This window comes from Kitasatospora sp. NPDC101235 (genome assembly GCF_044767505.1).
Classification (GTDB): domain Bacteria; phylum Actinomycetota; class Actinomycetes; order Streptomycetales; family Streptomycetaceae; genus Kitasatospora.
In genome coordinates this window covers 310,258-332,414 of record NZ_JBIWNZ010000008.1, presented here as the reverse complement: position 1 = coordinate 332,414, position 22,157 = coordinate 310,258, and the positions used below count along the sequence as shown (strand labels likewise).

At 74.1% G+C, this 22,157-nt stretch carries 21 protein-coding genes; 8 read left to right on the top strand and 13 right to left on the bottom strand.

Annotation, left to right across the window (positions count from 1 at the left end; genetic code table 11):
- Positions 1-144: 144 nt before the first annotated feature.
- From pcp to ACIRRH_RS16925, 6 genes are all read right to left on the bottom strand, one after another.
- Positions 145-828: a pyroglutamyl-peptidase I gene (gene pcp, locus ACIRRH_RS16950; protein WP_403067438.1), complete on the bottom strand. Its 684-nt coding sequence runs from the start codon at positions 826-828 to the stop codon at positions 145-147.
- 121 nt (positions 829-949) lie between these two features.
- Positions 950-2,128 carry a lactate 2-monooxygenase gene (locus ACIRRH_RS16945; RefSeq protein WP_403067413.1) on the bottom strand — a complete coding sequence of 393 codons (1,179 nt, stop codon included), beginning with the start codon at positions 2,126-2,128 and terminating at the stop codon, positions 950-952.
- Positions 2,129-2,366: 238 nt separating this feature from the next.
- Positions 2,367-3,581: an MFS transporter gene (locus ACIRRH_RS16940; RefSeq protein ID WP_403067411.1), complete on the bottom strand. Its 1,215-nt coding sequence runs from the start codon at positions 3,579-3,581 to the stop codon at positions 2,367-2,369.
- A gap of 84 nt (positions 3,582-3,665) precedes the next feature.
- Complete coding sequence (locus ACIRRH_RS16935) at positions 3,666-3,866, bottom strand: hypothetical protein (RefSeq protein WP_403067409.1); 201 nt, start codon at positions 3,864-3,866, stop codon at positions 3,666-3,668.
- Complete coding sequence (locus ACIRRH_RS16930; RefSeq protein ID WP_403067407.1) at positions 3,863-3,997, bottom strand: hypothetical protein; 135 nt, start codon at positions 3,995-3,997, stop codon at positions 3,863-3,865. The genes ACIRRH_RS16935 and ACIRRH_RS16930 overlap by 4 nt, the downstream gene beginning before the upstream one ends.
- A gap of 67 nt (positions 3,998-4,064) precedes the next feature.
- Positions 4,065-4,457 (bottom strand): helix-turn-helix domain-containing protein, encoded by a 393-nt coding sequence (locus ACIRRH_RS16925; RefSeq protein ID WP_403067405.1) that lies wholly within the window; start codon positions 4,455-4,457, stop codon positions 4,065-4,067.
- A gap of 96 nt (positions 4,458-4,553) precedes the next feature.
- Here ACIRRH_RS16925 and ACIRRH_RS16920 point away from each other — a divergent pair, with 96 nt between their 5' ends.
- The 4 genes from ACIRRH_RS16920 (at position 4,554) to ACIRRH_RS16905 (ending at position 8,561) form a co-directional block, all read left to right on the top strand.
- Complete coding sequence (locus ACIRRH_RS16920; RefSeq protein ID WP_403067403.1) at positions 4,554-6,044, top strand: DUF2079 domain-containing protein; 1,491 nt, start codon at positions 4,554-4,556, stop codon at positions 6,042-6,044.
- A gap of 97 nt (positions 6,045-6,141) precedes the next feature.
- The gene (locus ACIRRH_RS16915; RefSeq protein ID WP_403067401.1) at positions 6,142-6,573 is read left to right on the top strand and encodes a GntR family transcriptional regulator; all 432 of its coding nucleotides are present in this window, start codon (positions 6,142-6,144) and stop codon (positions 6,571-6,573) included.
- Between the two features lie 111 nt (positions 6,574-6,684).
- Positions 6,685-7,572, top strand: coding sequence for an ABC transporter ATP-binding protein (locus tag ACIRRH_RS16910; RefSeq protein ID WP_403067400.1), 888 nt, complete (start codon positions 6,685-6,687; stop codon positions 7,570-7,572).
- On the top strand, positions 7,569-8,561 hold the full coding sequence (locus tag ACIRRH_RS16905) for an ABC transporter permease (protein ID WP_403067398.1): 993 nt from the start codon (positions 7,569-7,571) through the stop codon (positions 8,559-8,561). Before ACIRRH_RS16910 ends, ACIRRH_RS16905 begins: the two co-directional genes overlap by 4 nt.
- A gap of 6 nt (positions 8,562-8,567) precedes the next feature.
- Here the strand turns inward: ACIRRH_RS16905 and ACIRRH_RS16900 are convergent, their stop codons facing one another.
- Both ACIRRH_RS16900 and ACIRRH_RS16895 read right to left on the bottom strand, forming a co-directional pair.
- Entirely contained in the window at positions 8,568-10,430 is a 1,863-nt protein-coding gene (locus ACIRRH_RS16900) for a caspase family protein (protein ID WP_403067396.1), read from the bottom strand.
- Between the two features lie 19 nt (positions 10,431-10,449).
- The gene (locus tag ACIRRH_RS16895; RefSeq protein WP_403067394.1) at positions 10,450-11,334 is read right to left on the bottom strand and encodes a hypothetical protein; all 885 of its coding nucleotides are present in this window, start codon (positions 11,332-11,334) and stop codon (positions 10,450-10,452) included.
- 129 nt (positions 11,335-11,463) lie between these two features.
- Between ACIRRH_RS16895 and ACIRRH_RS16890 the strand changes: the two genes are divergently transcribed.
- A complete protein-coding gene (locus ACIRRH_RS16890; RefSeq protein ID WP_403067392.1) occupies positions 11,464-13,680 on the top strand; it encodes a DEAD/DEAH box helicase in 2,217 nt (738 codons plus the stop codon).
- Here ACIRRH_RS16890 and ACIRRH_RS16885 read toward each other — a convergent pair.
- Positions 13,653-14,309, bottom strand: a complete 657-nt coding sequence (locus ACIRRH_RS16885) for a response regulator (RefSeq protein ID WP_403067390.1) — start codon at positions 14,307-14,309, stop codon at positions 13,653-13,655. The two genes, ACIRRH_RS16890 and ACIRRH_RS16885, sit on opposite strands and share 28 nt — an antisense overlap.
- Positions 14,297-15,589, bottom strand: a complete 1,293-nt coding sequence (locus ACIRRH_RS16880; protein WP_403067388.1) for a sensor histidine kinase — start codon at positions 15,587-15,589, stop codon at positions 14,297-14,299. The genes ACIRRH_RS16885 and ACIRRH_RS16880 overlap by 13 nt, the downstream gene beginning before the upstream one ends.
- 145 nt (positions 15,590-15,734) lie before the next feature.
- On the opposite strand from ACIRRH_RS16880, the gene ACIRRH_RS16875 reads away from it, so the two are divergent.
- Entirely contained in the window at positions 15,735-16,760 is a 1,026-nt protein-coding gene (locus ACIRRH_RS16875; protein WP_403067386.1) for an NUDIX domain-containing protein, read from the top strand.
- A 67-nt stretch (positions 16,761-16,827) separates the two neighbouring features.
- On the opposite strand, the gene ACIRRH_RS16870 is transcribed toward ACIRRH_RS16875, so the two are convergent.
- From ACIRRH_RS16870 to ACIRRH_RS16860, 3 genes are read right to left on the bottom strand one after another with little or no spacing between them, the layout of a single operon-like run.
- Positions 16,828-17,580: an FAD:protein FMN transferase gene (locus ACIRRH_RS16870; protein WP_403067436.1), complete on the bottom strand. Its 753-nt coding sequence runs from the start codon at positions 17,578-17,580 to the stop codon at positions 16,828-16,830.
- A 31-nt stretch (positions 17,581-17,611) separates the two neighbouring features.
- The gene (locus ACIRRH_RS16865) at positions 17,612-18,142 is read right to left on the bottom strand and encodes an FMN-binding protein (protein WP_403067384.1); all 531 of its coding nucleotides are present in this window, start codon (positions 18,140-18,142) and stop codon (positions 17,612-17,614) included.
- Between the two features lie 38 nt (positions 18,143-18,180).
- Positions 18,181-19,554: a ferric reductase-like transmembrane domain-containing protein gene (locus tag ACIRRH_RS16860; protein ID WP_403067382.1), complete on the bottom strand. Its 1,374-nt coding sequence runs from the start codon at positions 19,552-19,554 to the stop codon at positions 18,181-18,183.
- 227 nt (positions 19,555-19,781) lie between these two features.
- Between ACIRRH_RS16860 and ACIRRH_RS16855 the strand changes: the two genes are divergently transcribed.
- A complete protein-coding gene (locus ACIRRH_RS16855) occupies positions 19,782-20,498 on the top strand; it encodes a response regulator transcription factor (protein ID WP_403067380.1) in 717 nt (238 codons plus the stop codon).
- Positions 20,495-21,976, top strand: a complete 1,482-nt coding sequence (locus tag ACIRRH_RS16850; RefSeq protein WP_403067378.1) for a sensor histidine kinase — start codon at positions 20,495-20,497, stop codon at positions 21,974-21,976. Before ACIRRH_RS16855 ends, ACIRRH_RS16850 begins: the two co-directional genes overlap by 4 nt.
- Positions 21,977-22,157 lie beyond the last annotated feature (181 nt).

Here is a 22,157-nt window from a genome sequence, read left to right as displayed (position 1 = left end):
TACTGCAGGGGGGACCCTGTGGGAGAGTAGGACGCCGCCGAACAATTCTTCAGAAGAACCCCCATCCGGGTCCCGGATGGGGGTTCTTCGCATTTGCGGGGACCGACGGGCCGTCATGAGGGCTCCGCGCAACGGCCCCCGGGGTCAGACGCTCCGGCGGGACAGCCAGGTCCGTCGGCGCGCTGCGGGCGCCGTGCCGACGGGTGGTGAGTGGAGGGCGGCCACGGCGCTGCGGATCAGGATGCGGATGCCCTCGGCCGCCGTCTCTGCCGACATCGATGCGCTCTTCTCCCGGCCGGACGCCTGGCTCGGCAGGTACGGCAGGCGTGCGAACCCGCCGCGCAGCTCCGGGCGTTCGGTGGCGATCAGGTGCGCCAGCCCGTAGAAGAGGTGGTTGCAGAGGTGGGTGCCGGCGGTGTGCGAGACGGTGGCCGGGATCCCGGCCTGCTGGACCGCCTCCACGCAGGCCTTCACCGGCAGGGAGGAGAAGTACGCGGCCGGGCCGTCCGGCACGACCGGCTGGTCGACCGGCTGGTTGCCCTTCCGGTCGGGGGCCCGGACAGCGTCGTCGAGGTTGATCGCCACCCGCTCGACCGTGAGGTCGGGGCGGTTGCCGCCCTGACCGGTGGCGATGACCAGGTCCGGCTCGAACCGGGCCACCATCCGGCGCAGTTCGGTGATCGAGTCGCCGAACACCCAGGGCAGCCCGGCGAACTCCAGGGCCACTCCGGCCGGCGGACCGGCGGCGACCAGCCGGCCCGCCTCCAGGGACGAATTCAAGGGATCGCGGCCGAACGGTTCGAAGGCGGTCAGCAGGACGCGGATGATGGCGGACCTCCCAGCGTGCGGGAATGTACGGACCCGATTTGTGCCGTTCGAGCGTAGGGCCGTCCCGAATGTCCCGGCAAGCCCCGCCGGTTGCCGGTGGACACCGCGGACTGGTCCTGCGTCAGGTCCGGCGCAGGGCACCGTCCGCGCGGAGGGAGGCGAGGGTCGGATAGCCGTCGACGGCCATCAGGAGATCGGCCTCGGCGAGCAGGGAGCGCAGTACGTGGACGATGCCGTCGGTGCCCTCCAGGGCCAGGCCGTAGGCGTACGGGCGGCCCACACCGACGGCGGTCGCGCCGAGGGCGAGTGCCTTGACGACGTCGGCGCCCGAGCGGATGCCGGAGTCGAAGAGGACGGGCAGACCGTCGGCGGCCGCGACCACGTCGGGGAGCAGGTCGAGGGCGGCCAGGCCGCCGTTGGCCTGGCGGCCGCCGTGGTTGGAGCAGTAGATGCCGTCGGCGCCGCCGTCCCTGGCGCGGCGGACGTCCTCGGGATGGCAGATGCCCTTGAGGAGGATCGGCAGGTCGGTGAGCGAGCGCAGCCAGGGCAGGTCGTCCCAGGTCAGTGGGTTGGCGAAGACGCCTGCCCACTCCAGGACGGCCGCCTGAAGGTCCTCCTCCGGCGTCTTGGCGAGGCGGGCGCGGAACACCGGGTCGGAGGTGTAGTTGGCCAGGCAGTGGCCGCGTAGCTGCGGGAAGTTGGCGGTGGCCAGGTCGCGTGGGCGCCAGCCGGTGACCCAGGTGTCCAGGGTGACGACGATGCCCCGGTAGCCCGCGGCCTCCGCCCGGTGCACCAGGCTCTCGGCCAGCGCCCGGTCGGTGGGGGTGTAGAGCTGGAAGAATCCGGGGGTGTCGCCGAACTCGGCGGCCACCTGCTCCAGCGGATCGACCGTCAGGGTGGAGGCGACCATCGGCACGCCGGTCCGGGCGGCGGCGCGGGCACTGGCCAGGTCCCCGTGGCCGTCCTGCGCGCACAGGCCGATCACCCCGATCGGCGCCATGAACAACGGGGTCGGCAGCCGCAGGCCGAACAGCTCCACCGACAGGTCCCGCGTGCTCGCGCCGACCATCATCCGCGGCACCAGGCCCCACCGCCCGAAGGCGGAGACGTTCGCCCGCTGGGTGGACTCGTCGCCCGCCCCGCCCGCGACGTAGGAGAGGATCGAGGGCGCCAGCGCCGTGCTCGCCCGCGCCTCCAGTTCGGCGAAGGTCATCGGCATCGTCGGCAGCACGCCGCCGAGTCCGTGCAGGTAGATCTCGTTCTGGTAGTCGCCGAACCGCCCGTGGAACGCCTGGTCCATCCCGCTTGCCGTCCTTCCGCCCTCGGCCGCCCGGGACCGTCCCGGCCGGTGGCGCCGCCTGCCCGCCCCCGCTGCACGGGCGGCGGGGCCAACGGCACCCCGGCATTCTCACCACGGACGGAGCGGACGGCCAGGGGCCGGCCGCAGGTGTGTCAGGGTTTCGGCCGGGTGAGGGCCTTGGTCGGCCCACGGCGAAGGCCGTGTCACGGCGCCGGTCGTGTCAGGGCGTCGGGTCGTGTCACGGCGCCGGCTCGGGACGGACCCGGTGGCCGTACCGCCACACGGCGGCCGCGGCGAGCAGGGCGACCGCCCCGCCGAGCAGCATGACGGTACCGGGGGAGGAGTGGTCCACCACCACGCCGCCGGTCAGCGCGCCGATCGAGAAGGCGGCCTGGAACGCCGAGGTGAACACCACGCCGGCGCCCTCCGGGGCGTGCGGGGCAGCGGTGAGGAACCAGGTGAGGGAGCAGACGGGGACGGCGCCGTACGCCACGCCCCAGAGCGTCAGCAGGATGGCGGCGCCCGGACCACCGGTGCCCAGCAGCGGCAGCAGCAGGGCCGCGCCGGCCAGCAGGAGGGCCGCCGCGCCGAACACCGGCCGCAGTGCCCCGGCCGCCCGGCCGCCGGCCAGGACGTTGCCGAGCAGCCCGGCGGCGCCGTAGACGAGGAGCAGGGCGGTGATCAGGCCGGTGCCGGCGTGGGTGGTGTCGGTGAGGAAGGGGGTGACGTAGGTGTAGCTGCCGAAGTGGGCCGGCACGATCAGGAAGGTCACGGCGATGCCGGTGCGGGTGCCCCGTCCGGCCAGCAGGCCGCGCAGCACGCCCAGCCCGGTGACGGTCAGCGGGGGCAGCGGCGGCAGTGACCGCAGGAGGGCGACCAGGGCGAGCAGGGTCAGCGCGGCCATCGCGAGGAAGGCGGCCCGCCAGCCGGCCAGCGAGCCGAGGAACACCCCTGCCGGTACGCCGAGCACCGAGCCGAGCGGGACGGCGGAGAAGATCAGCGTGTTGGCCCGGGCCTGCCGGTGCTCTGGGACGAGGCGCGGGGCGAGCCCGGAACCGATCGACCAGAACGCCCCGATGACCAGCCCGAGGGCGATCCGGGCGGTCAGCACCGCCCAGTAGGCGGGGGCGAGCGCGCTGAGCAGGTCCGCGAGGGTGAGGACCAGCAGCAGTGCGCAGAGCATGGTCCGCCGGTCCGCGTGCCTGGTCACGACGGTCACCACGGGCGCGGCCACCGCGGCGACGATGCCCGGCAGGGTCATCATCAGCCCGGCCGTGCCGGCGGAGATCCGGAAGGTCGCGCCGATCGGGGTCAGCAGGCCGATCGGGAGGATCTCGGTGGTGACGATGGAGAAGACGCCGGTCGTCACGGCGAGGACCGCGAGGGTGCCGCCGTCCCGGGGGCGGGGCTTCGGGGCGGGCGGAGCGGGGTGGAGGGTGGTGCCGGTCGGCATGCCGGAGGTCCTGTCGGTGGGTGGCGGGCGTGTGACTCGAAGTCCACCAAGCCGACCGGGGGTTGGGCTGGCGTGAATCAGACGTCAACGCTTCCGTGCCGGGCCGGCGGTCCGGCGCTGCTCGACCGGGCGGTGCTGTCCGGTGGTCCCGCGGGGCGCGGTGGAGCGGCCTGGGTCGGCGGGGCTGCACTGTTCGGTGAGGCGGCGTTGCTTGGCGCGGTGGACGAGCACGTCGAGGATGCGCTGCCAGGTCGGCGAGGCCTCGGCGATCCGGGAGAAGATCACCGCCTGGTTCCCGGGCCGGCTGCTGTCCCGCCCGTGTCCTGCCGGTGCACGTCGAGGCGGCGGCCGTCGATCTCCTGGAACCCGCCGACCGGGGGGTGGAGCGGAGTGGAGGGAGTGCTCTCGTTCGTCATGCGGCAAGCCTCCAACCCTGACGTGGCGTCAAGGTCAAGCGCCCGCCGCAGGGAGCCCGTCGGGTGTTCAGGTGCCCGGGTCGCTGGTGGTGGTGGCGAAGCGGTTGCGGTACTCGGTCGGCGTGGTGCCCAGGCGGCGGGCGAAGGCGCGGCGCAGGGTCTCGTCGCTGCCCAGGCCGCTGAGCCGGGCGGCGGTGGTGACGCCGTGGCCGTCGAGGAGCAGCTGTTGGGCGCGGTCGAGGCGGACGCGCTCGACCCAGCGGGCGGGGGTGGTGTGCAGCTCGGCCTGGAAGAGCCGGGTCAGGTGGCGGGGGCTGACGGCGGCGGTGGCGGCCATCGCGGGCAGGGTGTGGTCGGCGGCCGGGTCGGCGAGGACGGCGTCGGTGAGCGTGCGCAGCAGGTCGCTGCGGGCGGGCTCCGACTGGGCGGAGTGAGTCGGATCGGGGGCTCTTGAGGGCACGCCGAAGGCCCGGTCGGCGTCGTCCGACCGGGTTTGACGGCCGCTCGGGCTTCCACCACCCTTCCACTAATCAAATAGTGAAAGGGTACTTTGCCGATGCCCGCTTCCGTGTCCGCGCCCGCTTCCGTTCCTGCTTCCGATCCCGCCTCCCCGTCCCGAGCCCTTCCGTCCGCGTCGTCCACCCCGACCGCGTCATCCGCCCGGTTCGCGGCCCTCCTCGCCCGCCGCCCCGCCGTGCTCGCCTGGGGCCTGGCGGCCGGGTTCGCCGCGCTGTACGCCTGCGTCGCCGTCAACCGGCACCGGCGTGGCCTCACCAAGGCCTACGACCTGGGCATCTTCGAGCAGGCCGTCCGGGCGTACGCCCACGGGCAGGCGCCGATCGTGCCGCTCAAGGGGCCCGGCTACCACTTGCTCGGGGACCACTTCCACCCGCTGATCGCCGTCCTCGCCCCCGTCTACCGGGCCTTCCCGAGTCCGCTCACCCTCGTGATCGCCCAGGCGCTGCTGATGGCGACGGCCGTCGTCCCGCTGACCCGCTGGGCCCACGAGGTGGCCGGGCCGCGAGTGGCGCTGCTCGTCGGCTGCGCCACCGGGGCCTCCTGGGGGATCGTCCGGGCGGCGGCCGACGACTTCCACGAGATCGCCTTCGCCGTCCCGCTGCTCGCCTTCGCCGCCACCGCACTCGGCCGGCGCCGACCGCTCGCCGCCGCGCTCTGGTCGCTGCCGCTGCTGCTGGTCAAGGAGGACCTGGGGCTGACGGTGGCCGCCGTCGGCGCCCTCATCGCCTGGCAGGCCCGCCGGGAGCGGCACCGCAGTGCGCTGCCGGGGCTCGCCCTCGCCGCCGTAGGCCTCGCCGCGACCGCGCTCACCGTGCTCGTCGTGCTGCCGGCGTTCAACCCGGGCGGGGGCTTCGACTACTGGCGGCAGCTGGACGGTGGTGGGCAGCCCTCGCTCTGGGCGCTGCCGCTGCGGCTCGGATGGCCGCCGGTCAAGTGGCTGCTGCTGTTCCTGCTCGCCGCCACCGCCGGCTTCGCGGGCGTGCGCTCGCCGCTCCTCCTGCTCTGCGTGCCCACCCTCGCCTGGCGGCTGCTGTCGTCCAACTCGCACTACTGGGGCGTCAGTTACCACTACAGTGCGGTGCTGATGCCGATCGCGCTCGCGGCCCTCGTCGACGTCCTCCGCCGTGTTGACGCGCGTCGTGCCAGGCGCGCGCTCGCCGTCAGCGCCCTGGTGACCGCCGTGACGCTGCCGCTCTACCCGCTGCACGAGGTGGTGATGCCCGAAGCCTGGCGCACCTCGCCACGACTCACCGAGACCCGGGCGCTGCTCCGCCGGATCCCCGACGACGCCACCGTGGCCGCCTCCAACCGGCTGGCGGCCCAGCTCACCGGCCGGGCGGAGGTCACCCTGGTGTGCCAGGCGCCGGTGGGCCCCGGTCCGCAGTGGGTGGCCGTCGACCTGCGCGACCCGAGCGTGCAGTCCCCGTGCGCCACCGCCGACACCGCCCGGATGCTGGCCGTCTACCGGGAGCGCGGCTACCTGCCACTGGTCGAGCAGGACGGCCTGCTCCTGCTGCAACGTCCCTGAAACATCGTCCCGGCCCGCACCCCTAGGTTCCGGCTTGACCCGGGCTCCGCAGTGGGTCACTATTCCACTATTGAACTAGTGAAAGGCTGAAAAGCCGGTGATCGAGTACCGCATTGAGCGACGCAGCGGTGTCTCCACCTACCAGCAGATCGTGCAGCAGACCAAGCAGGCCCTGCGGCTCGGACTGCTCCAGCCCGGAGACAAGCTGCCGACCGCCCGTGAGGTGGTCGAGCTGACCGCGATCAACCCCAATACCGTGCTGAAGGCCTATCGCGAACTCGAACGCGAGGGGCTGGTCGAACCCCGCCCGGGGCTCGGCACCTTCGTCCGGCGCTCGCTCGCCCGGCCGGAGGCGGCGGCGGACGGGCCGTTGCGCGCGGACCTGGTCGGGTGGGTGGACCGGGCCCGGGCGGCCGGACTGGAGCGCGAGGACATCGCCGCACTGATGTCCTCCGTCCTGGAGCAGCGCTTCGACACCGGGGTCGCCGACTCCGGCACCGGGGCCACGGGCTCCGACACCGGGGCCTGAGACTCCCCGGCAACACCGAACTGAGAACTGTGGGGGGACCGGGTGAACGACCCGACGACCACGGCGCCCGCGTCGGCGCCGGTGCTGATGCCGGCGCCGACACGGGAGGCCATGCAGGAAACGGCCCTGGAGGCCACCGGCCTGGGCAGGAAGTATCGGAACGGCTGGGCCCTGCGCGGCTGCGACGTCACCGTCCCGGCCGGGCGGATCTGCGGCGTGGTGGGGTCCAATGGCGCGGGCAAGAGCACCCTGCTCTCACTCGCGGCTGGCCAACTCAAGCCCACCGAGGGTCGGTTGCGGGTGCTCGGCGCCGAGATCGGGACGCCCGAGCTGCGCGCCCGGGTCGCCTACGTGCCGCAGGACAAGCCGCTGTACCCGGGCCTCACCGTCGCCGAGACACTGCGGATGGGCCGCGAGCTCAACCAGGTGTGGGACGAGAGGTTGGCCCAACAGATCGTCGAACAGGGCGAGTTGAACCCCAAAGCACGGATCGGTTCGCTCTCCGGCGGTCAGCGCACCCGGGTCTGCCTCGCCCTCGCACTGGGCAAGCTTCCCGACCTGTTGCTGCTCGACGAACCGATGGCCGACCTCGACCCGCTCGCCCGGCACCAGCTGATGGGCACCCTGATGTCGACCGCCGCCGAGCGCGGCACCAGCATCGTGCTGTCCTCGCACATCCTTCCCGAACTGGACGGTGTCATCGACCACCTGCTGCTCGTCCAGGGCGGACGCATCCAGCTGACCGGCGACCTTGAGGAGATCCTCGACGGGCACCGGCTGCTCACCGGGCCGGCCAGCCAGGGTTCCGTGCTCCCGGCCGAGACCGTGGTCGAGCAGCGCGTCAGCGGCCGCCGGGCCATCGCCCTGGTCCGCACCGACGAACCGGTGGACGGCTCGTGGGAGAGCGAGCGGCCGAGCCTGGAGGACCTGCTGCTCGGCTACCTCCGCGCACCCGCCAACCCGCACGACCCGAATGACCCGAACGAGGTGGCCGCATGAGCACGACCGTCCTGCCCGACCGCGCCGCCGCTCCGGTCGTCTCCGCGGCCCCCGGCCTGCGCGGGCTCTTCTGGCTGGTACTCCGCCAGAACCGGCTCCTCCTCTGGACCTTGGGCACCCTGCTGATCCTGGCGGTCGCCGACCTCCTGTGGATCCACATCGCCTGCAGCCAGATCGTTAGCGACCTGCGCCGGACCGACTGCTACTACCCCGAGACCTGGGACAGGCCCCAGTGCTGGAACCTCCTCCAGCCGATCGACCGCCCGAACTTCTGGTACCTCCAGGTCCTCCAGCCCGCCGTCACCGCGCTCCCGCTGCTGATCGGCGTGTTCATCGGCGCCCCGCTGCTGGCCCAGGAGTACGAACGCGGCACCATCCGCCTGATCCGCGCACAGTCCGTCAGCCCGATCCGCTGGCTGGCCGTCCGCCTCGCCGTCCCCGGCCTCGCCGTCCTGGCCGTCAGTGGCGTGCTCGCCGTGCTGATGACCTGGGTGTGGTGGACGGACATCGTGCACGGCCCGGCCGCCTTCGACCCGCCGTTCCAGTTCTTCACCTACCCGGCTCTCGGCCTCGCCCCGATCGCCTGGTCCCTGTTCGCCCTGACCCTCGGCGTCCTCGTCGGGCAACTCGTCCGCCGCACCCTGCCCGCGATGTTCCTCACCGGCGCCCTCGTCGCCGCCACCCACGGCCTCGTCCTCTGGACGCGCCCCTCCTTCTACCCGGCCGTGGACCGGGTGGCCGCCCTGCGCACCACCCAGCCCACCAACTCCTGGCTTCTCGACCGCGGCGTCGTCCTCCCCGACGGCACCCGCGTCAGCACCAGCAGCTGCGGCTTCAGCTTCAGCACCGACTGCGACGGCGCCACCGCGTCCTGGCTCCGCTACCACCCGGCCGACCACCTCGTCCCCGTCCAACTCGTCGAGGCCGGCATCCTGGTGGCGCTCACCGCGTTGTTGCTGGGCGCCGTCTTCCGCCGGATGCGGGCGTAGCGCGCCTCACCGCTTCTGCAGCAGCCGCCGCTGCCAGTACGGGCTGAGGCGGGGCCGGATCAGGACCACGCCCTGCTGGGTGGCGACACCGAGGTCGAGGTGGGGGCTGTGGGGGCGGGCCGCGAGCGAGGTGACGAGAGCGGGGAGGGGGGTCGACCACACCTCTTCCAGACTGGGGAGGCAGAACAGCTTGATCCCGAACTCGTCGCTGATGGCCAGCAGGGACTCGCCGCTCGGGGCGAGTCCCGTCCAGAGGAGCCGACGCGCGCGGACGGGGAGCTCGCGGGCGGGGGCTTCGGGATGGGCGGAGTCCCAGACGACGACGGGGGAAAGGCTGGTGTCGTCACGGCCTCGCTCGGACATGTAGACGAGTACCGGACTGCCCGACTTCGCGTCGCCCCAGCGGAGGTAGTAGCCGTATCCAGTGGTGAGGTTCCGGAGCTCGGGAACGCCGTTCTCGGGCTGAGCCGGATACACGGTCTGGAACCGGTTGTTCTCCAGGTCGAGCACTACTGCGTCACTGTCGGCACTGACGATGGCGATGTAGCGGGTGCCGGTGGCGTTGTGATGCGGCGCCAACAGAGCGGGCATCGTCGGCAATGTGAACGATTTATCATCGATAGGTTGTCGAGTCGTTGCGTTCCAAAAATGGATGCGCGTTCGGGTACCAGCATCGTCCATTCCGTCGGCAATGCCACGGTCGATCACCGAAGAATCCCGCCGAGACGCTTCTTCGGTGATCGCAATGAATAGCACGGCGTCACCGGCGGTATTCGCGAAGCCGGTCGTGGAGGCCTCCGCCGACTCGGTGTCGATTTTCCACGGGTCAGCAGTTGCGGCCAGACGGGCCACCAGTGCCTCCAGGCTCTGGTTGCGCGCGTTGACGGAGACGTCGGAGTGGCCCTCCAGCACGAGCCGTCCCAGTACCGCGGAATTTCCGGAGCCGGGTGCGGCGGTGACCGCCAGGGCCCCTCGCCCGCCCGGTCCGGTCATGGCGTCCCGCAACCTGTCGAGCGCCGTGCGACGGCCCGTGAAGTACGACCCCGGGTCGTGCACGTGCTCCACGCCCCGCCCTCGCGGCTCGAAGTGGGAGGACAGGTCCGAGGACTCGCCTGCCACCTCCCGATCGCCGACCTCCGCGCTCGGGTCGTAGCCGGGATTGGGGAAGAACGGTGGCGGTGCGCCCTGGTGGTTCGAGGAGCACGCGGCCCGCTGCCGCGCCCCCGCCGTCAGGAACGCCTGGTTGACCTTGGCCGCCACCGCAGACGGAGAGAGGTACCGCTGGGACGGCCCGTCGCCCGCCGCGCACACCTCGACGAACCGGGACACGAACGCGCCGTCGTCGGCGAGGTCACGGTGACGGGCGGAGGCGAGGACCCAGGTGCCGGCCCCGTTGTCGTCGCCGCGAGGCCGCGACGCGACGATTCCGTCCGTCATGACCTGGATCTCCGTGGAGCCGTGAGCGGCATGGCAGGAGTCGATGACGAAGAGGACGTTCCGCAGCGGCGAGGCCGCCAGGATCTCGGCCATGTTCTGCGGCGAGAGCCAGGAGCGGGGCCGGCTGAACCGGCTGTCGGCGCAGGCGAGGCGGTACGGCGCGCCCGGGTTCGGCTGCTCACCGTGGCCGGCGTAGTACACGACCACCACGTCGTCCGCGGTGAGCTCGCCACTCGTGCACCAGTCGGAGAGCGCGTCCTCGAAGTCCGCGGACACCGGGTCGAGCGAGACCTCCCCGAGCACCCGGGTGTAGCCCATCTCCGGAGAGGTGAGGAACTCGGCGACCCGCTCGACGTCGTCGAGGGCGTGGGCGAGGTACGGCAGTTCACCGGCACTGTAGGTGGACGTACCGGCAGCGATCAGGTAGTGCATGGGGCCGGCCGGTCTCCTTCTACTTCATCCCTGCGGCGACAGCCCGGCCGGTCTCCACCGCGGTGAGGTAGTGGGTCGCGTCGTGCATGTGGGATCCGTTGTGCACCGGGACGTCGGTGACCCGGGGGCCGAAGGCGGGGCGGAGTTCCCGCACGGCGGCGACGATGTCCGTCGCGTCGGCGACGTTGGTCCAGGCCCGGAGGGACTTGGGCCACCTGGCCTTGCGGTCCAGGGGCTCCGGCTGGAGGCGGTCGAGGACGAGCGCGCCCATGCCGAGGGGCGAGCCCAGGGTGACGAGCATCCGGACGTCCCAGTCGGGGCGGCCTTCCTGGCACAGCGTCTCGTAGGCGACGACGGAGCCCAGCGAGTGGGCCACCACCACCCGGGTGTCCGAGCCGATCTGCGCGGCCAGCCGTTCGCGCGCCGCTTCACGGATCCGCTCGTCCTCGAAGTAGCGCGCCAGCTGCTTCAGACTGCCGATCAGCGCCGCATCCAGGACGCCGCGCAGGTACCGGGCGCCGGTGAGCGCGTCGAGGGCTGCGCGGACCCTGCGGATCCTGAGCGACTGCGAGAGGGCCCAGCCGACCGCCCCGCGGGTGCCGGTCTCGTCCGGGGCCGGGACGCCGGGGTCCGTCCGGGCGGCCTCCGCCCACCAGGCCATGAGGAGTCGGAACTCCTCCTCGGTCTCGACGTCCGAGGCGTCGTAGTTCGGCTCGGACCCCGCGCGGGTGCCCCGGGGGCGGAACAGGTCACCGTAGAAGGCGACGGCCACGTCCGTCGGCTCGGGGACGGGGCCGCCCGCCAGCCGTACGCCGCCCATGAGTTCGGGAACGACGTCCCGTGCCAGCGAGTCCTCGCTGAGGTACTGCTTGGCGACACCGTGTACGAAGACGACCTTGGCCATTGTCCGCCCCTCCCTGCCTGGCGAGAGCCTACCGCCGGGCGTCACGGCCGTGGTTCCGTACGGACAGGGCCGGGTCGGCGGGTGGGATCATGGGGCCCCTGGGTGTCGGAGCGGGACGGGGGTCGGGCGGTGGGGGAGAGGCGGCGGGGTGGGCGGCGGCCCGGGGCGGTCCTCGCCGAGGCGCAGGGGTTGCGGGCGGCGGCCGCGGCGGTGGTGGCGGATCACCGGGGGGCCGTGGAGGAGGCGCGGCTGGCGTACGTCGCGTTGCGGGACCGGCTGGTGCGGGAGGAGCTGGGGGCCATCGCGGTGGCTCGGCTCCGGGACGTGACCGAGGGGCGGCTGCGGGTCGGGGCGCTGGAGGCGGCCGGGCTGGGGACGGTACGGCAGGTGGCGGAGGCCTCCGGCTACACGCTCCGGCTGATCCCGGGGGTCGGGGCGCAGACGGCGGCGCAGGCCCTGGCCGCGGCCGGGCAGATCGCCCGGGCCGTCGAGGAGACGGTGGCGGTGCGGCTGGACGTCGAGCAGCAGGACACGATGAGCACCGCGCTGGTCGTGGCGCTCCAGCGGCTGGTGGCCGCCGGGCCGCAGGCGCGGCGGGCCAGGGACACCGCGGAGCGGGTCCAGGCCGAGGTCGAGCCCTTGGTGGCGGCCGCGCGGCCGGCCCGGGGGGTGCTGCGCGGACTGTTCGCCGGGCGGGAGCGGCGGGCGCAGGCGCAGGCGGCGGTCGAGCGGCTGGAGAAGGTGCTGGCCGGGTTCGGGGCGCAGGAGGTCCCGGTGCTGCTCGCCCAGACCTCGGTCGACCTGCTGCGCCCGCCGGTCGACCCGGTCGAGGCGTGGACGGACTTCGAGCTCCGCTCGGCCGACTACTACGGCGTGCTCGGCGGGATCGTCGAGGAGGCCGGCGCCGAACCCTCCGCCGCCGAGGGGTTCCTGCCGGAGGAGCTGTCGGACCGGGTACGGGCCGAGCCGCTGGACGACGCCCACTGCCGGGTCTCGCTGCGCGGCTACCAGGCCTTCGGGGCGCGGTTCGCGCTCGCCCAGCGGCGGGTGATCATCGGGGACGAGATGGGCCTCGGCAAGACGGTGCAGGCGATCGCCGTGCTGGCGCACCTGCGGGCGCGGGGGAGCACCCACTTCCTGGTGGTCTGCCCGGCCAGTGTCCTGATCAACTGGACCCGGGAGGTCGAGTCGCGCAGCACCCTGCGGGCGTTCCGGGTGCACGGCCAGGAGCGGGAGGCCGCGCTCGCCGAGTGGCTCCGGGACGGCGGGGTCGCGGTGGTGACCTTCGACGGGCTGCGCCGTCCGGAGGTCGCGGAGGCGGCGGAGGCGGTCGAGGTCGGGATGGTCGTGGTGGACGAGGCGCACTTCGTCAAGAACCCTGCCACGCAGCGCTCCCGGGCGGTGGCCGCCTGGGCGGAGCGGGTGGAGCGGGTGCTGTTCCTCACCGGGACGCCGATGGAGAACCGGGTGGAGGAGTTCCGCAGCCTGGTGCGGTACCTCCGGCCCGATCTGATGCCGTTGGCCCAGCAGGGTTCGGCGGCCGCCGGGTCGGTGGCCTTCCGCAAGGCGGTCGCCCCGGCGTACCTGCGCCGCAACCAGCGGGACGTGCTCACCGAGCTGCCCGAGGTGGTGCACGTGGACGAGTGGGAGGAGTTCTCGCCGGCCGACCTCGCCGCCTACCGCTCGGCCGTCGCGGCGGGCAACTTCCCGGCGATGCGCCGGGCCGGGTACGCGGACCCGGCTGAGTCGGCCAAGCTGAGGCGGCTGCTGGAGATCGTCCGGAAGGCGGCGGACAGCGGGCTGAAGGTGGTGGTCTTCTCGTTCTTCCGGGACGTCCTGGCGGCCGTTCACATGGCCCTGGACCAGCGGGTGTTCGGGCCGATCGACGGCTCACTGGACGCGGTGCGGCGGCAGGAGGTGGTGGACGGGTTCGCCGCTGCGCCCGGGCACGCGGTGCTGCTCTGCCAGATCCAGGCCGGGGGCGTGGGGCTGAACATCCAGGCGGCTTCGGTGGTGATCCTGTGCGAGCCGCAGGTCAAGCCGACCCTGGAGGAGCAGGCGGTGGCGCGGTCGCGCCGGATGGGGCAGGTCCGCCGGGTGCGGGTGCACCGGCTGCTGGCGACGGACAGCGTCGACCAGCGGATGCTGGACCTGCTGCGGGCGAAGGGCCGGCTGTTCGACGACTATGCGCGGCGCAGCGAGGTGGCGGAGTCGACCCCGGAGGCGGTGGACGTGTCGGAGCGGTCACTGGCGGCGCTGATCGTCGAGGAGGAGCAGCTGCGGTTGGCGTCTTCGGAGGACGGGCGAGCGGCGGAGGGTCACTCGTCGGCGAGCGTGCGCAGGTAGGTGAGGACGGCGCGCACCCGGCGGTGGCCGGTGTCGGGGGTGGGCATGCCGAGCTTGCCGAAGATGCTGCCGATGTGCTTGTTCACCGAACTCTCGGCGAGGAAGAGCAGTCGGGCGATGGTCGGGTTGTTGTGGCCCTCGGCCATCAGCGCGAGCACCTCGCGCTCGCGCGGGGTGAGGGCGGCCAGCGGGTCGGGGCCGGTGCGGCGGGCCATCAGCTGGGAGATGACCTCCGGGTCCATCGCGGTGCCGCCTCCGGCGACCCGCCGCAGCGCCTGGAGGAACTCCTCGGTGTGGCCGACCCGGTCCTTGAGCAGGTAGCCGACACCGGTGGCGCTCTGGGCGAGCAGTTCGGCGGCGTAGGCGCGTTCGACGTACTGGGAGAGGATCAGGACGGGCAGCGCGGGCAGTCGGCGGCGGGCCTCCACGGCGGCGCGCAGGCCCTCGTCGCGGAAGCCCGGCGGCAGCCGGACGTCGACCACGGCGACGTCGGGGCGGTGGTCGAGCAGGGCGGGCAGCAGGTCGTCGCCGTGCTCGACGGTCGCGCACACCTCGTGTCCCTCGCTGTGCAGCAGCAGGACCAGGCCCTCGCGGAGCAGGGCGTTGTCCTCGGCGATCAGGATCCGCACGGGATCACCACCTCCAGTACGGTCGGGCCCCCGGGCGGGCTGGACAGGCGGGTGGTCCCGTCGAACGCGGCGACCCTCCGGCGCAGGCCGGGCAGCCCGCTGCCGGCGCCCTCGGCGGCGCCGCCCCGTCCGTCGTCCTCGACCCGGACGGCGATGGCGTCGGCGGTGATCCGCAGCCGGACCAGGGCGCTGCGGGCGCCGCTGTGCCGGCCGACGTTGGCGAGCGCCTCGGAGACCACGAAGTAGGCCGCGGCCTCGGCGGCGGCCGGTGCGCGCGGCGGCGGGCCGGCGGATGCGCCGGGCGTGTCCAGCCCGACCCGGGTGGGCACGGCGCAGCGGTCGGCGAGCGAGCGTACGGCCTCGGCGAGGCCGCGGTCGGCGAGCAGCGGCGGGTGGATGCCGCGCACCAGGGCGCGCAGCGACTCCAGGGCCTGCTCGGCGACGAGCTGGGTGGAGTCCACCAACTCGGCTGCCTGCTCGGGGCGTCGGTCGAGCGCACGGCGGATCATGCCGAGCCGGAGCGAGACGGCGACCAGGTTGGCCTGGGCGCCGTCGTGCAGGTCCCGTTCGATCCGGCGCAGTTCGGCGGCGTGGGCGTCCAGCGCCTCGGACCGGCTGGTGGTCAGCTCCCGGACGCGCAGGGCGAGCGATGTGCCGGGCCGGGCGACCAGCAGCCGGCGGGAGGCCCGGGCGTGCAGGTCGGCGATCGGCGGCAGCGCGGCCAGGGCGATCACGGCGTAGCCGATCCCGTCGGCTGCTGCCGCGGTGGCCATCGGCCAGGAGTCGACGGTCAGCAGGATGATCTTCCCGCGTTCGGCCGGCAGGAGCTGCCACCACACCGGCGCGGTCAGCCAGTTGACGGCGTGGCTGCACAGGGTGAGGGCAGTCCCGCACAACACCGTTCCGGCGGTGCCGTGGGCGAGCAGCCACGCCAGGTCCTTGCGGACGGCCGGGTCGCGCACGGACATCCGGTCGCCGTACGGCGTGCTCAGCCGGTCGCCGCCCAGTCGACGGCCGACCTGACGCCGGTGGAACTCGGCGTAGCGGCGCAGCAGTTGCAGGGCTGGTGGGAGGAGCAGCAGGCCCACGCCCACCAGGCAGAGGGCGAGGACGGCGAGCAGCAGGCCGAGCGCGACCAGCGCGGCCAGACCGGTGCCGAGGCAGAGGAGGAGATAGCCGGCGGCGGCGGGGGAGCGGCGCACCGCGGACCGGGCGGTGGAGCGCAGGCCCGGGCGGATGGCGGACCGGACCGTGGACCCGGCAATCCTGGTCGCCCGCACGACTGTTCAGTGCCTCCGAGCCTCCGAGCCGACTTTCCGACCACCCTAACACCGGCGGCGGAACCGGCTGCGGCCTGCAGCCCTTCCCTCGGCAGCGGGGCCGCTCCACAATGGGGCGGGTCGATCGCGGAAGTGGGGGACCGGGGTGGAGTGGCTGCTGGGGATCGGTGGGGCGCTGCTGCTCGGCGTGCTGACCAATCTGGTGTACGACTTCGCCAAGTTCGGCGGCTCGCGGCTCGGTTCCCGGGTGCCGGTGCCGCGGGTCCGGCGGGCGAGCCTGACGGCGGCGGCCCGGGCGCACGACGTGCGGGCGGACGGGCTGGCGCCGCTGATCACCTGGTCGGCGGCCAGGCCGCTGACACCGAACACGCTGGTGACGGCGCACCACGGACGAGTGGAGCGCCCGCACGTGCTGGACGCGGTCGGGTGGGCCGACGAGGTGGCACGCCAGCGGGCGGCCGGTGCGGCGGGCCGGACGGCGTACGTCTCGCGGCTGACGGTCGATCACGGCGAGCACGGCGGCGCGCGGGTCTGCGAGGTGGACATCGCCGAGAGTGACTACGCGGAGTGCATGGCCACCACCCGGCTGGGCCGGGAGGATCCGGAGGTGGCCCGGCTGCTGCGCGAGGCGCTGGACGAGGGCCTGACGAGCTTCGTGGCCGTCGCGCCGCCCACGATGGTCAGTGCCTGCGTCGCGGTGCGGGATCGGCAGGGCCGGTTGTTGCTGCTCCGCCGCTCGCTGGCGGTCAACACCTTCCCGGCGCAGTGGACGGTCGGGATCAACGAAACGATGAAGTACCGCGACGAGCCTGGCGCCGCCGAGGACTTCTACGGGCTGGTCCGGCGGGCGCTGGAGGAGGAGCTGGGGCTGCTGCCGGACGACGTCGGGCCGACCGTGATCACCTGGCTGGGCTGGAGCGAGCCGGCCTCCTGCTACACGGTGGTGGCCACCGTCCGGTCCCGGCTCGACGCGGCCGAGATCGACCGCCGCCGTGAGGCCTGCCACAGCACTTTCGAGCACGACATGGCCGTCTGGGTGCCGTTCACCCGGCGTGCGGTCTCCGAACTGGTCGAAGGCGGCACCTGCCCGGACGGCTCGCGGCGCTGGTCGTACCTCGCACCGTTGGTGGCCTGGGAGGCCTGGCGGGCGGCGCAGCAGGAACGGGTGTAGACCGGAACGGGCGTTCCCGGGAACGGTCGTTCCGCGAGGAGCGGGCGTCCGTTCGGGACCGCCCCCGTCAGCCGACGGCGGCCCGCCAGTCCGCCGGACCGCTCGCCGGGAGGTGCTCCGGCAGACCCGGGGTCCAGCGCTTCGAACCGTCCGGCAGCACGGCCAGGGCCTCGACGCCGGGCCGGCGGGCGACCCAGGCGAGGGCGCGGTCCGGGCCCATGGCGAAGGCGGCGGTGGCCCAGGCGTCGGTGCGGGCGATGCCGGTGCCCGGGGAGCCGACCAGGGTGAGCGAGGCCAGGCCGCCGGCCGGGCGGCCGGTGTGCGGGTCGAGGATGTGCGCGCCGCACTCGGCGGTGCCCGAGGTGGCCACGGCCAGGTCGTGGCCGGCCAGGACGGCGGCCAGCAGCCCCGGCTGCCGGGGGTCGGCGACGCCGATCCGCCACGGCCCGCCGGCGGTTTGTACGTCCCCGCCGCCGCTGACGCAGTACTGCCGGGCTCCGGAGGAGCGCAGCAGGGCGGCCGCCTGCTCGACCGCCCAGCCCTTGACCCAGCCGCTGGGGTCGAGGCGGCCGCCCGGCCGCTCGGTGAAGTACCCGTCGGTCTCGGCGGCCACCTCGCGGCAGGCGGCCAGGACGGCGAGGACCTCCGGATCGCAGTCGTCCGGGGCGAGTTCGCCCCGGTCGAGGCGGCTGATGTCGCTGTCCGGCCGGTAGGTCGAGAACACCGCGTCGATCCGGTGCAGCCGCTCGGTGATCCGTTCCAGCACGGCCGGGGTGCCGGGGCCGGGGTCGCGCACGGCGATGGAGAAGACGGTGCCCATCACGGGTTCGGCGTGGCGCAGCACGGGCGCCTCAGCCCTTGGCCCGGTCGAGGGCGCTCTGCAGGGAGCGGACGTAGCCGTCGCTGGTGTACGTCGCGCCGCTGACCATGTCGATCCGGGCGCTCTGCGCGGCTATCGCCTCCTGGTTGAGGACCGGCAGTGCGGAGCTGTTGATCTCGCGGTCACGCCGTTCGGAGTTCGGGTACTTGACCACGTCGACGGCGGTGATCCGGCTGCCCGCGAGGGTGACCTGCACCTGCACCGGGCCGTAGCGGGTGTTGACGGTGTTGCCGCTGACCTTCCGGGTGGCGCCCGCGGCGGAGGCGGAGGCGGAGGGCGCGGGGGTGTTCGACGTCCCGGAGACGTCGGTTCCGGAACCGGAACCGGAACCGGAACCGGAACCGGAGCCGGAACCGGGACCGACGGCGGAGCCGGAGCCGGAGCCGGAGTCCGACCCCGAGCCGATCACCGGGGTCGGTCCGGTCGCCTCGTGCGGTTTGAGGGACAACAGCAGCACCACCCCGGCCGCGGTGGCGGCGCTGGTGACGACGGCTCGGCGCATGGGATCGACGCTCCTCAGGGACGTGGAATCGGAAGGGCTCAGAAGGAAAAGCTCTCGTGGTGGATGCGCCCCGGCCGCACCCCTGCCGCCCGCAGCGCGCGGACGGCCTCCTCGGCCATCGCCTCCGGGCCGCACAGGTAGACCTCGTGCCGGGCGAGGTCCGGGACCAGCCGGGCCAGCGCGGCCCCGAGGTCTCCGACCTCTTCGCGCGAGCCGAGCAGCTCGTGCACCGCCGCGCCGCGCCGCCGGGCGATCGCGGCCAGCTCCGCCCGGAACAGCACGTCCTGCGGCCGGCGGGCCCGCTGGACCAGCGTCAGCTCGCCCGGCAGGGTCTCGAACAGGGCGCGCAGCGGGGTGATCCCCACCCCGGCGCCGAGCAGCAGCACCCGGCGCTGCCGCAGCCGCCGCCCGGTGAACGCCCCGTACGGGCCCTCAGCGCGCACCCTGGTCCCCGGGCGCAGGGCGGCCACCGCGGCGCTGTGCCCGCCGAGGTCCTTGACCGTGAAGCGCAGGAAGTGCGGGTGCGGCGGCGCGGACAGCGAGTACGGGTTGGCGGCCCAGCGCAGCCCGGGCACCTGGAACTGGAGCCGGAAGAACTGGCCCGGCTCGGCGCCGAGTTCGTCCAGCCGCCGCCCGCTCAGGAAGAGCGACACCACGCCGGGGCCCTCCGGCCGCACCTCGGCGACCTCCAGACGGTGCCGCCGGTCGAGCAGCCACGGCCGCAGCAGCCGGAACCAGCCGAGCAGTGCGGCGGTGCCGAAGTAGAGGGCGTACCAGGCGGCCTGGCCGGGGCCGCCGCCCAGGTCTGCGCCGGTGGCCAGCTGGTGGGAGAAGGCCAGCGCCACCGCGAGGTAGGTCGCCAGGTGCAGGTAGTACCAGGTCTCGTAGGCGAGGCGGCGGCGCGCGATCCGGGCGGAGACCGCGCCGGTGCCGAGCAGCAGCAGGGTGCCCAGGGTGGCCTTGATCATCTCGGGGTAGTGGAACACGACCTCCACGCCCTCGCCGACCAGGCCGCGGTCGTCGGTCAGCGCGTAGCCCCAGACGGTCGTCAGCACGTGCACCGAGACCATGGCCACCATCCAGCGCCCGCCGAAGGCGTGCCAGCGGGCCAGCCGGTCCGCGCCCACCCCGCGCTCCACCGGCGGCAGCCGGGCCATCAGCAGGAGCAGCACCGGCGCGGCGTAGCCGGCCAGCAGCCCGGTGATCCGGCCGGCGCCGGTCAGCCAGCCGGCCGCGCCGACCACCGCCGGCGTGCCCTTCCACCAGAGCGCGAGCACGCCGAGCGCACCCACGGTGATCAGGCCGAGCGCCGCGCGCGGGTCGAGGGCGAGCGGCGGACGCGGCGCCGCCCGGTGCCTGGGCCGGTCGGACGCGGGCCCGGGCCGCGACGTCCGTGCGGCGGCAGTGGTCATCGGGAACCTCCTCAGCGCCCGGCGGCGAGTGCCGCCGAGGTCGCCAACGATCGCACCGCAAGCTCTGAGACCGCTCTGAACCGACCGGCCCACGGCCCCCTCTGCGAGGTCGTTCACACAGGTCAGCGATGGTGCGATGGCCTACGAACCATTCCTTGGGGTCTCACCGGTTTCTCATCCGGGCGCGCCAGGATGAACAATGCGAAGCACAAGCCCGAGGGAGCCCCATGGACGAGACCGCCGACCGCCCGGACTGGCGCGTCCTGGTCGTCGACGACGAACCGGACCTGGTCGAGGTGGTCTGCGGGGCCGTCCGGTACGAGGGCTGGCAGGCGCGCGGTGCGACCACCGGCCTGGCCGCCGTCGAGGCCGCCGAGGACTGGCGGCCGCACGCCGTGGTGCTCGACGTGATGCTGCCCGACCTCGACGGCCTGGAGGTGCTGCGCCGCATCCACGCCGGGCGGCCCGAGGTGCGGGTGCTCTTCCTCACCGCCCGGGACGCGGTCGAGGAGCGGATCGCCGGCATCGCGGCCGGCGGTGACGACTACGTGACCAAGCCGTTCAGCCTGGCCGAGGTGGTGGTCCGGCTGCACGGCCTGCTACGCCGGGCCGCCCCGCCCGCCGCGACGGGGCAGCCGCCCCCGCACGCGCTGGTGCTCGGCGACCTCGTACTGGACGACCGGGCCCACGAGGTCACCCGGGGCGGGGAGGTGGTCGAGCTCAGCCCGACCGAGTACGCGCTGCTCGCCCACCTGATGCGCCACCCCCGGCAGGTGCTCAGCAAGGCGCAGATCCTGGAGGCGGTCTGGTCGTACGACTTCGGCGGGCAGGCGCACATCGTGGAGCTGTACATCAGCTACCTGCGCAAGAAGGTGGACGCGGGCCGCAGCCCGATGATCCACACGGTGCGCGGCGCGGGGTACCTGATCAAGGCCGCGACGTGACGCGGGGCGGCCGGCTCCGCAGTGCGAGGCCGCGCGCCGCCCGGCTGGTGCCCCGCACCCTGCGCGCCCGGCTGACCGCCGGCCTGCTGGTGCTGCTCGTCGCCACCTGCGCCGCCGTCGGTTTCGCCACCACCGCCGCGCTGCGCCACTTCCTGGTCGACCGTCTGGACCAGCAGCTCGTCGAGTCCGGCGGCCGCTACGCCGCGAGCCTGGAGCACACCGGCCGGGGCGCCGGCCCCGACACCCGGGCCCAGACCCCCGGCACCCTCGGGGTGCGGCTGCTGGCAGGCCGGGTCACCGCCGCGGGCGTGGTCGACGGGGACGCCGACGACGTGGACGAACCCGGCGACGACGATGACCGGGTCACCTTCACCCCCGAGCAGCAGCACGCGCTGGCGGTCCTGCCCGTCAACGGCCCGGCCCGTAGCCTCGACCTCGGCCGGGCCCTGGGCCAGTACCGGGTCCGCGCGGTGGCGGGGCGGGACGGCGACGTGCTGGTCAGCGGTCTGCCGCTGCGCCAGGCCGAGGACACCGTCGAGCGGCTGGCGACCCTGGAGCTCACCGTCTTCGCGATCGCCGCCACCGCGGCGGGCGCGGCCGGGGCCGCCTGGGTCGGCTTCTCGCTGCGCCCGCTGCGGCGCGTGGTGGGCATGGCCGAGCGGGTCAGCGCCCTGCCGCTCGCCAGCGGCGAGGTGATGCTCGCCGAACGCGTGCCGGACGACGACCCGCGCACCGAGGTCGGCCGGGTCGGCGCCGCGCTCAACCGGATGCTCGGGCACGTCGGTGACGCCCTCGCCCGCCGCCACGCGGTGGAGGAACGGCTGCGCGCCTTCGCCGCCGACGCCAGCCACGAGCTGCGCACCCCGGTCGCGGCGGTCCGCGGCCACGCCGAACTGGCGCTGCGCCACCCCGGGCCGGTGCCGGCGGAGGTCCGGCACTCGCTGGAGCGGATCGACGCCGAGGCGGTGCGGATGGGGGCGATCGTCGAGGACCTGCTGCTGCTCGCCCGGCTGGACGCCGGCCGCCCGCTGGCCGCGGAGGAGGTGGACCTGACCCGGATCGCCCTCGACGCGGTGGCCGACGCCCGCGCCGCCGGGCCGGAGCACCGCTGGCGGCTCGCGCTGCCCGAGGACCCGGTGCCGGTCCGCGGGGACGAGCACCGGCTGAGCCAGGTGGTGGCCAATCTGCTGGCCAACGCCCGGACCCACACCCTGCCCGGAACCGCGGTCCTCCTGCGCCTCGAACGGGTGGACGGGCAGGTCGAGCTGAGCGTCACGGACGACGGCCCGGGGATCGCGCCCGAGCTGGTCGACCGGGTCTTCGAGCGCTTCGTCCGGGGTGACCGGGCCCGTTCCCGCGCCACCGGCTCGACCGGGCTCGGCCTGGCCATCGTCCGGGCCGTGGTCCGGGCGCACGGCGGCACGGTGGCGGTGGAGAGCCGGCCCGGCCGCACGGTGTTCACCGTACGGCTGCCGTGACGGCGGTCGGGTCGGCTGCCGTTCGCTGACGTGGGCATGGGCCGCGAGGTCCGGGACGGTGAGCCCCCGGGGCGGATGTGGTGGCGCAGCTCCTCGATCCGCCGGGTGCACCTGGGCCGTGGGCCCGACCTGGGCCGAGGCGATCCGGGCCGGTCGGCGTCCGCCCGGATCGCCACCGATC

Excerpts from the sequence above, each read along its gene's own strand:
- ACIRRH_RS16945 (WP_403067413.1), bottom strand. The coding sequence starts at position 2,128 with ATGGACCAGGCGTTCCACGGGCGGTTCGGCGACTACCAGAACGAGATC.
- ACIRRH_RS16940 (WP_403067411.1), bottom strand. The coding sequence starts at position 3,581 with ATGCCGACCGGCACCACCCTCCACCCCGCTCCGCCCGCCCCGAAGCCC.
- ACIRRH_RS16930 (WP_403067407.1), bottom strand. The coding sequence starts at position 3,997 with ATGACGAACGAGAGCACTCCCTCCACTCCGCTCCACCCCCCGGTCGGC.
- ACIRRH_RS16920 (WP_403067403.1), top strand. The coding sequence starts at position 4,554 with ATGCCCGCTTCCGTGTCCGCGCCCGCTTCCGTTCCTGCTTCCGATCCC.
- ACIRRH_RS16910 (WP_403067400.1), top strand. The coding sequence starts at position 6,685 with ATGCAGGAAACGGCCCTGGAGGCCACCGGCCTGGGCAGGAAGTATCGG.
- ACIRRH_RS16905 (WP_403067398.1), top strand. The coding sequence starts at position 7,569 with ATGAGCACGACCGTCCTGCCCGACCGCGCCGCCGCTCCGGTCGTCTCC.
- ACIRRH_RS16900 (WP_403067396.1), bottom strand. The coding sequence starts at position 10,430 with ATGCACTACCTGATCGCTGCCGGTACGTCCACCTACAGTGCCGGTGAA.
- ACIRRH_RS16895 (WP_403067394.1), bottom strand. The coding sequence starts at position 11,334 with ATGGCCAAGGTCGTCTTCGTACACGGTGTCGCCAAGCAGTACCTCAGC.
- ACIRRH_RS16870 (WP_403067436.1), bottom strand. The coding sequence starts at position 17,580 with ATGGGCACCGTCTTCTCCATCGCCGTGCGCGACCCCGGCCCCGGCACC.
- ACIRRH_RS16865 (WP_403067384.1), bottom strand. The coding sequence starts at position 18,142 with ATGCGCCGAGCCGTCGTCACCAGCGCCGCCACCGCGGCCGGGGTGGTG.
- ACIRRH_RS16860 (WP_403067382.1), bottom strand. The coding sequence starts at position 19,554 with ATGACCACTGCCGCCGCACGGACGTCGCGGCCCGGGCCCGCGTCCGAC.
- ACIRRH_RS16855 (WP_403067380.1), top strand. The coding sequence starts at position 19,782 with ATGGACGAGACCGCCGACCGCCCGGACTGGCGCGTCCTGGTCGTCGAC.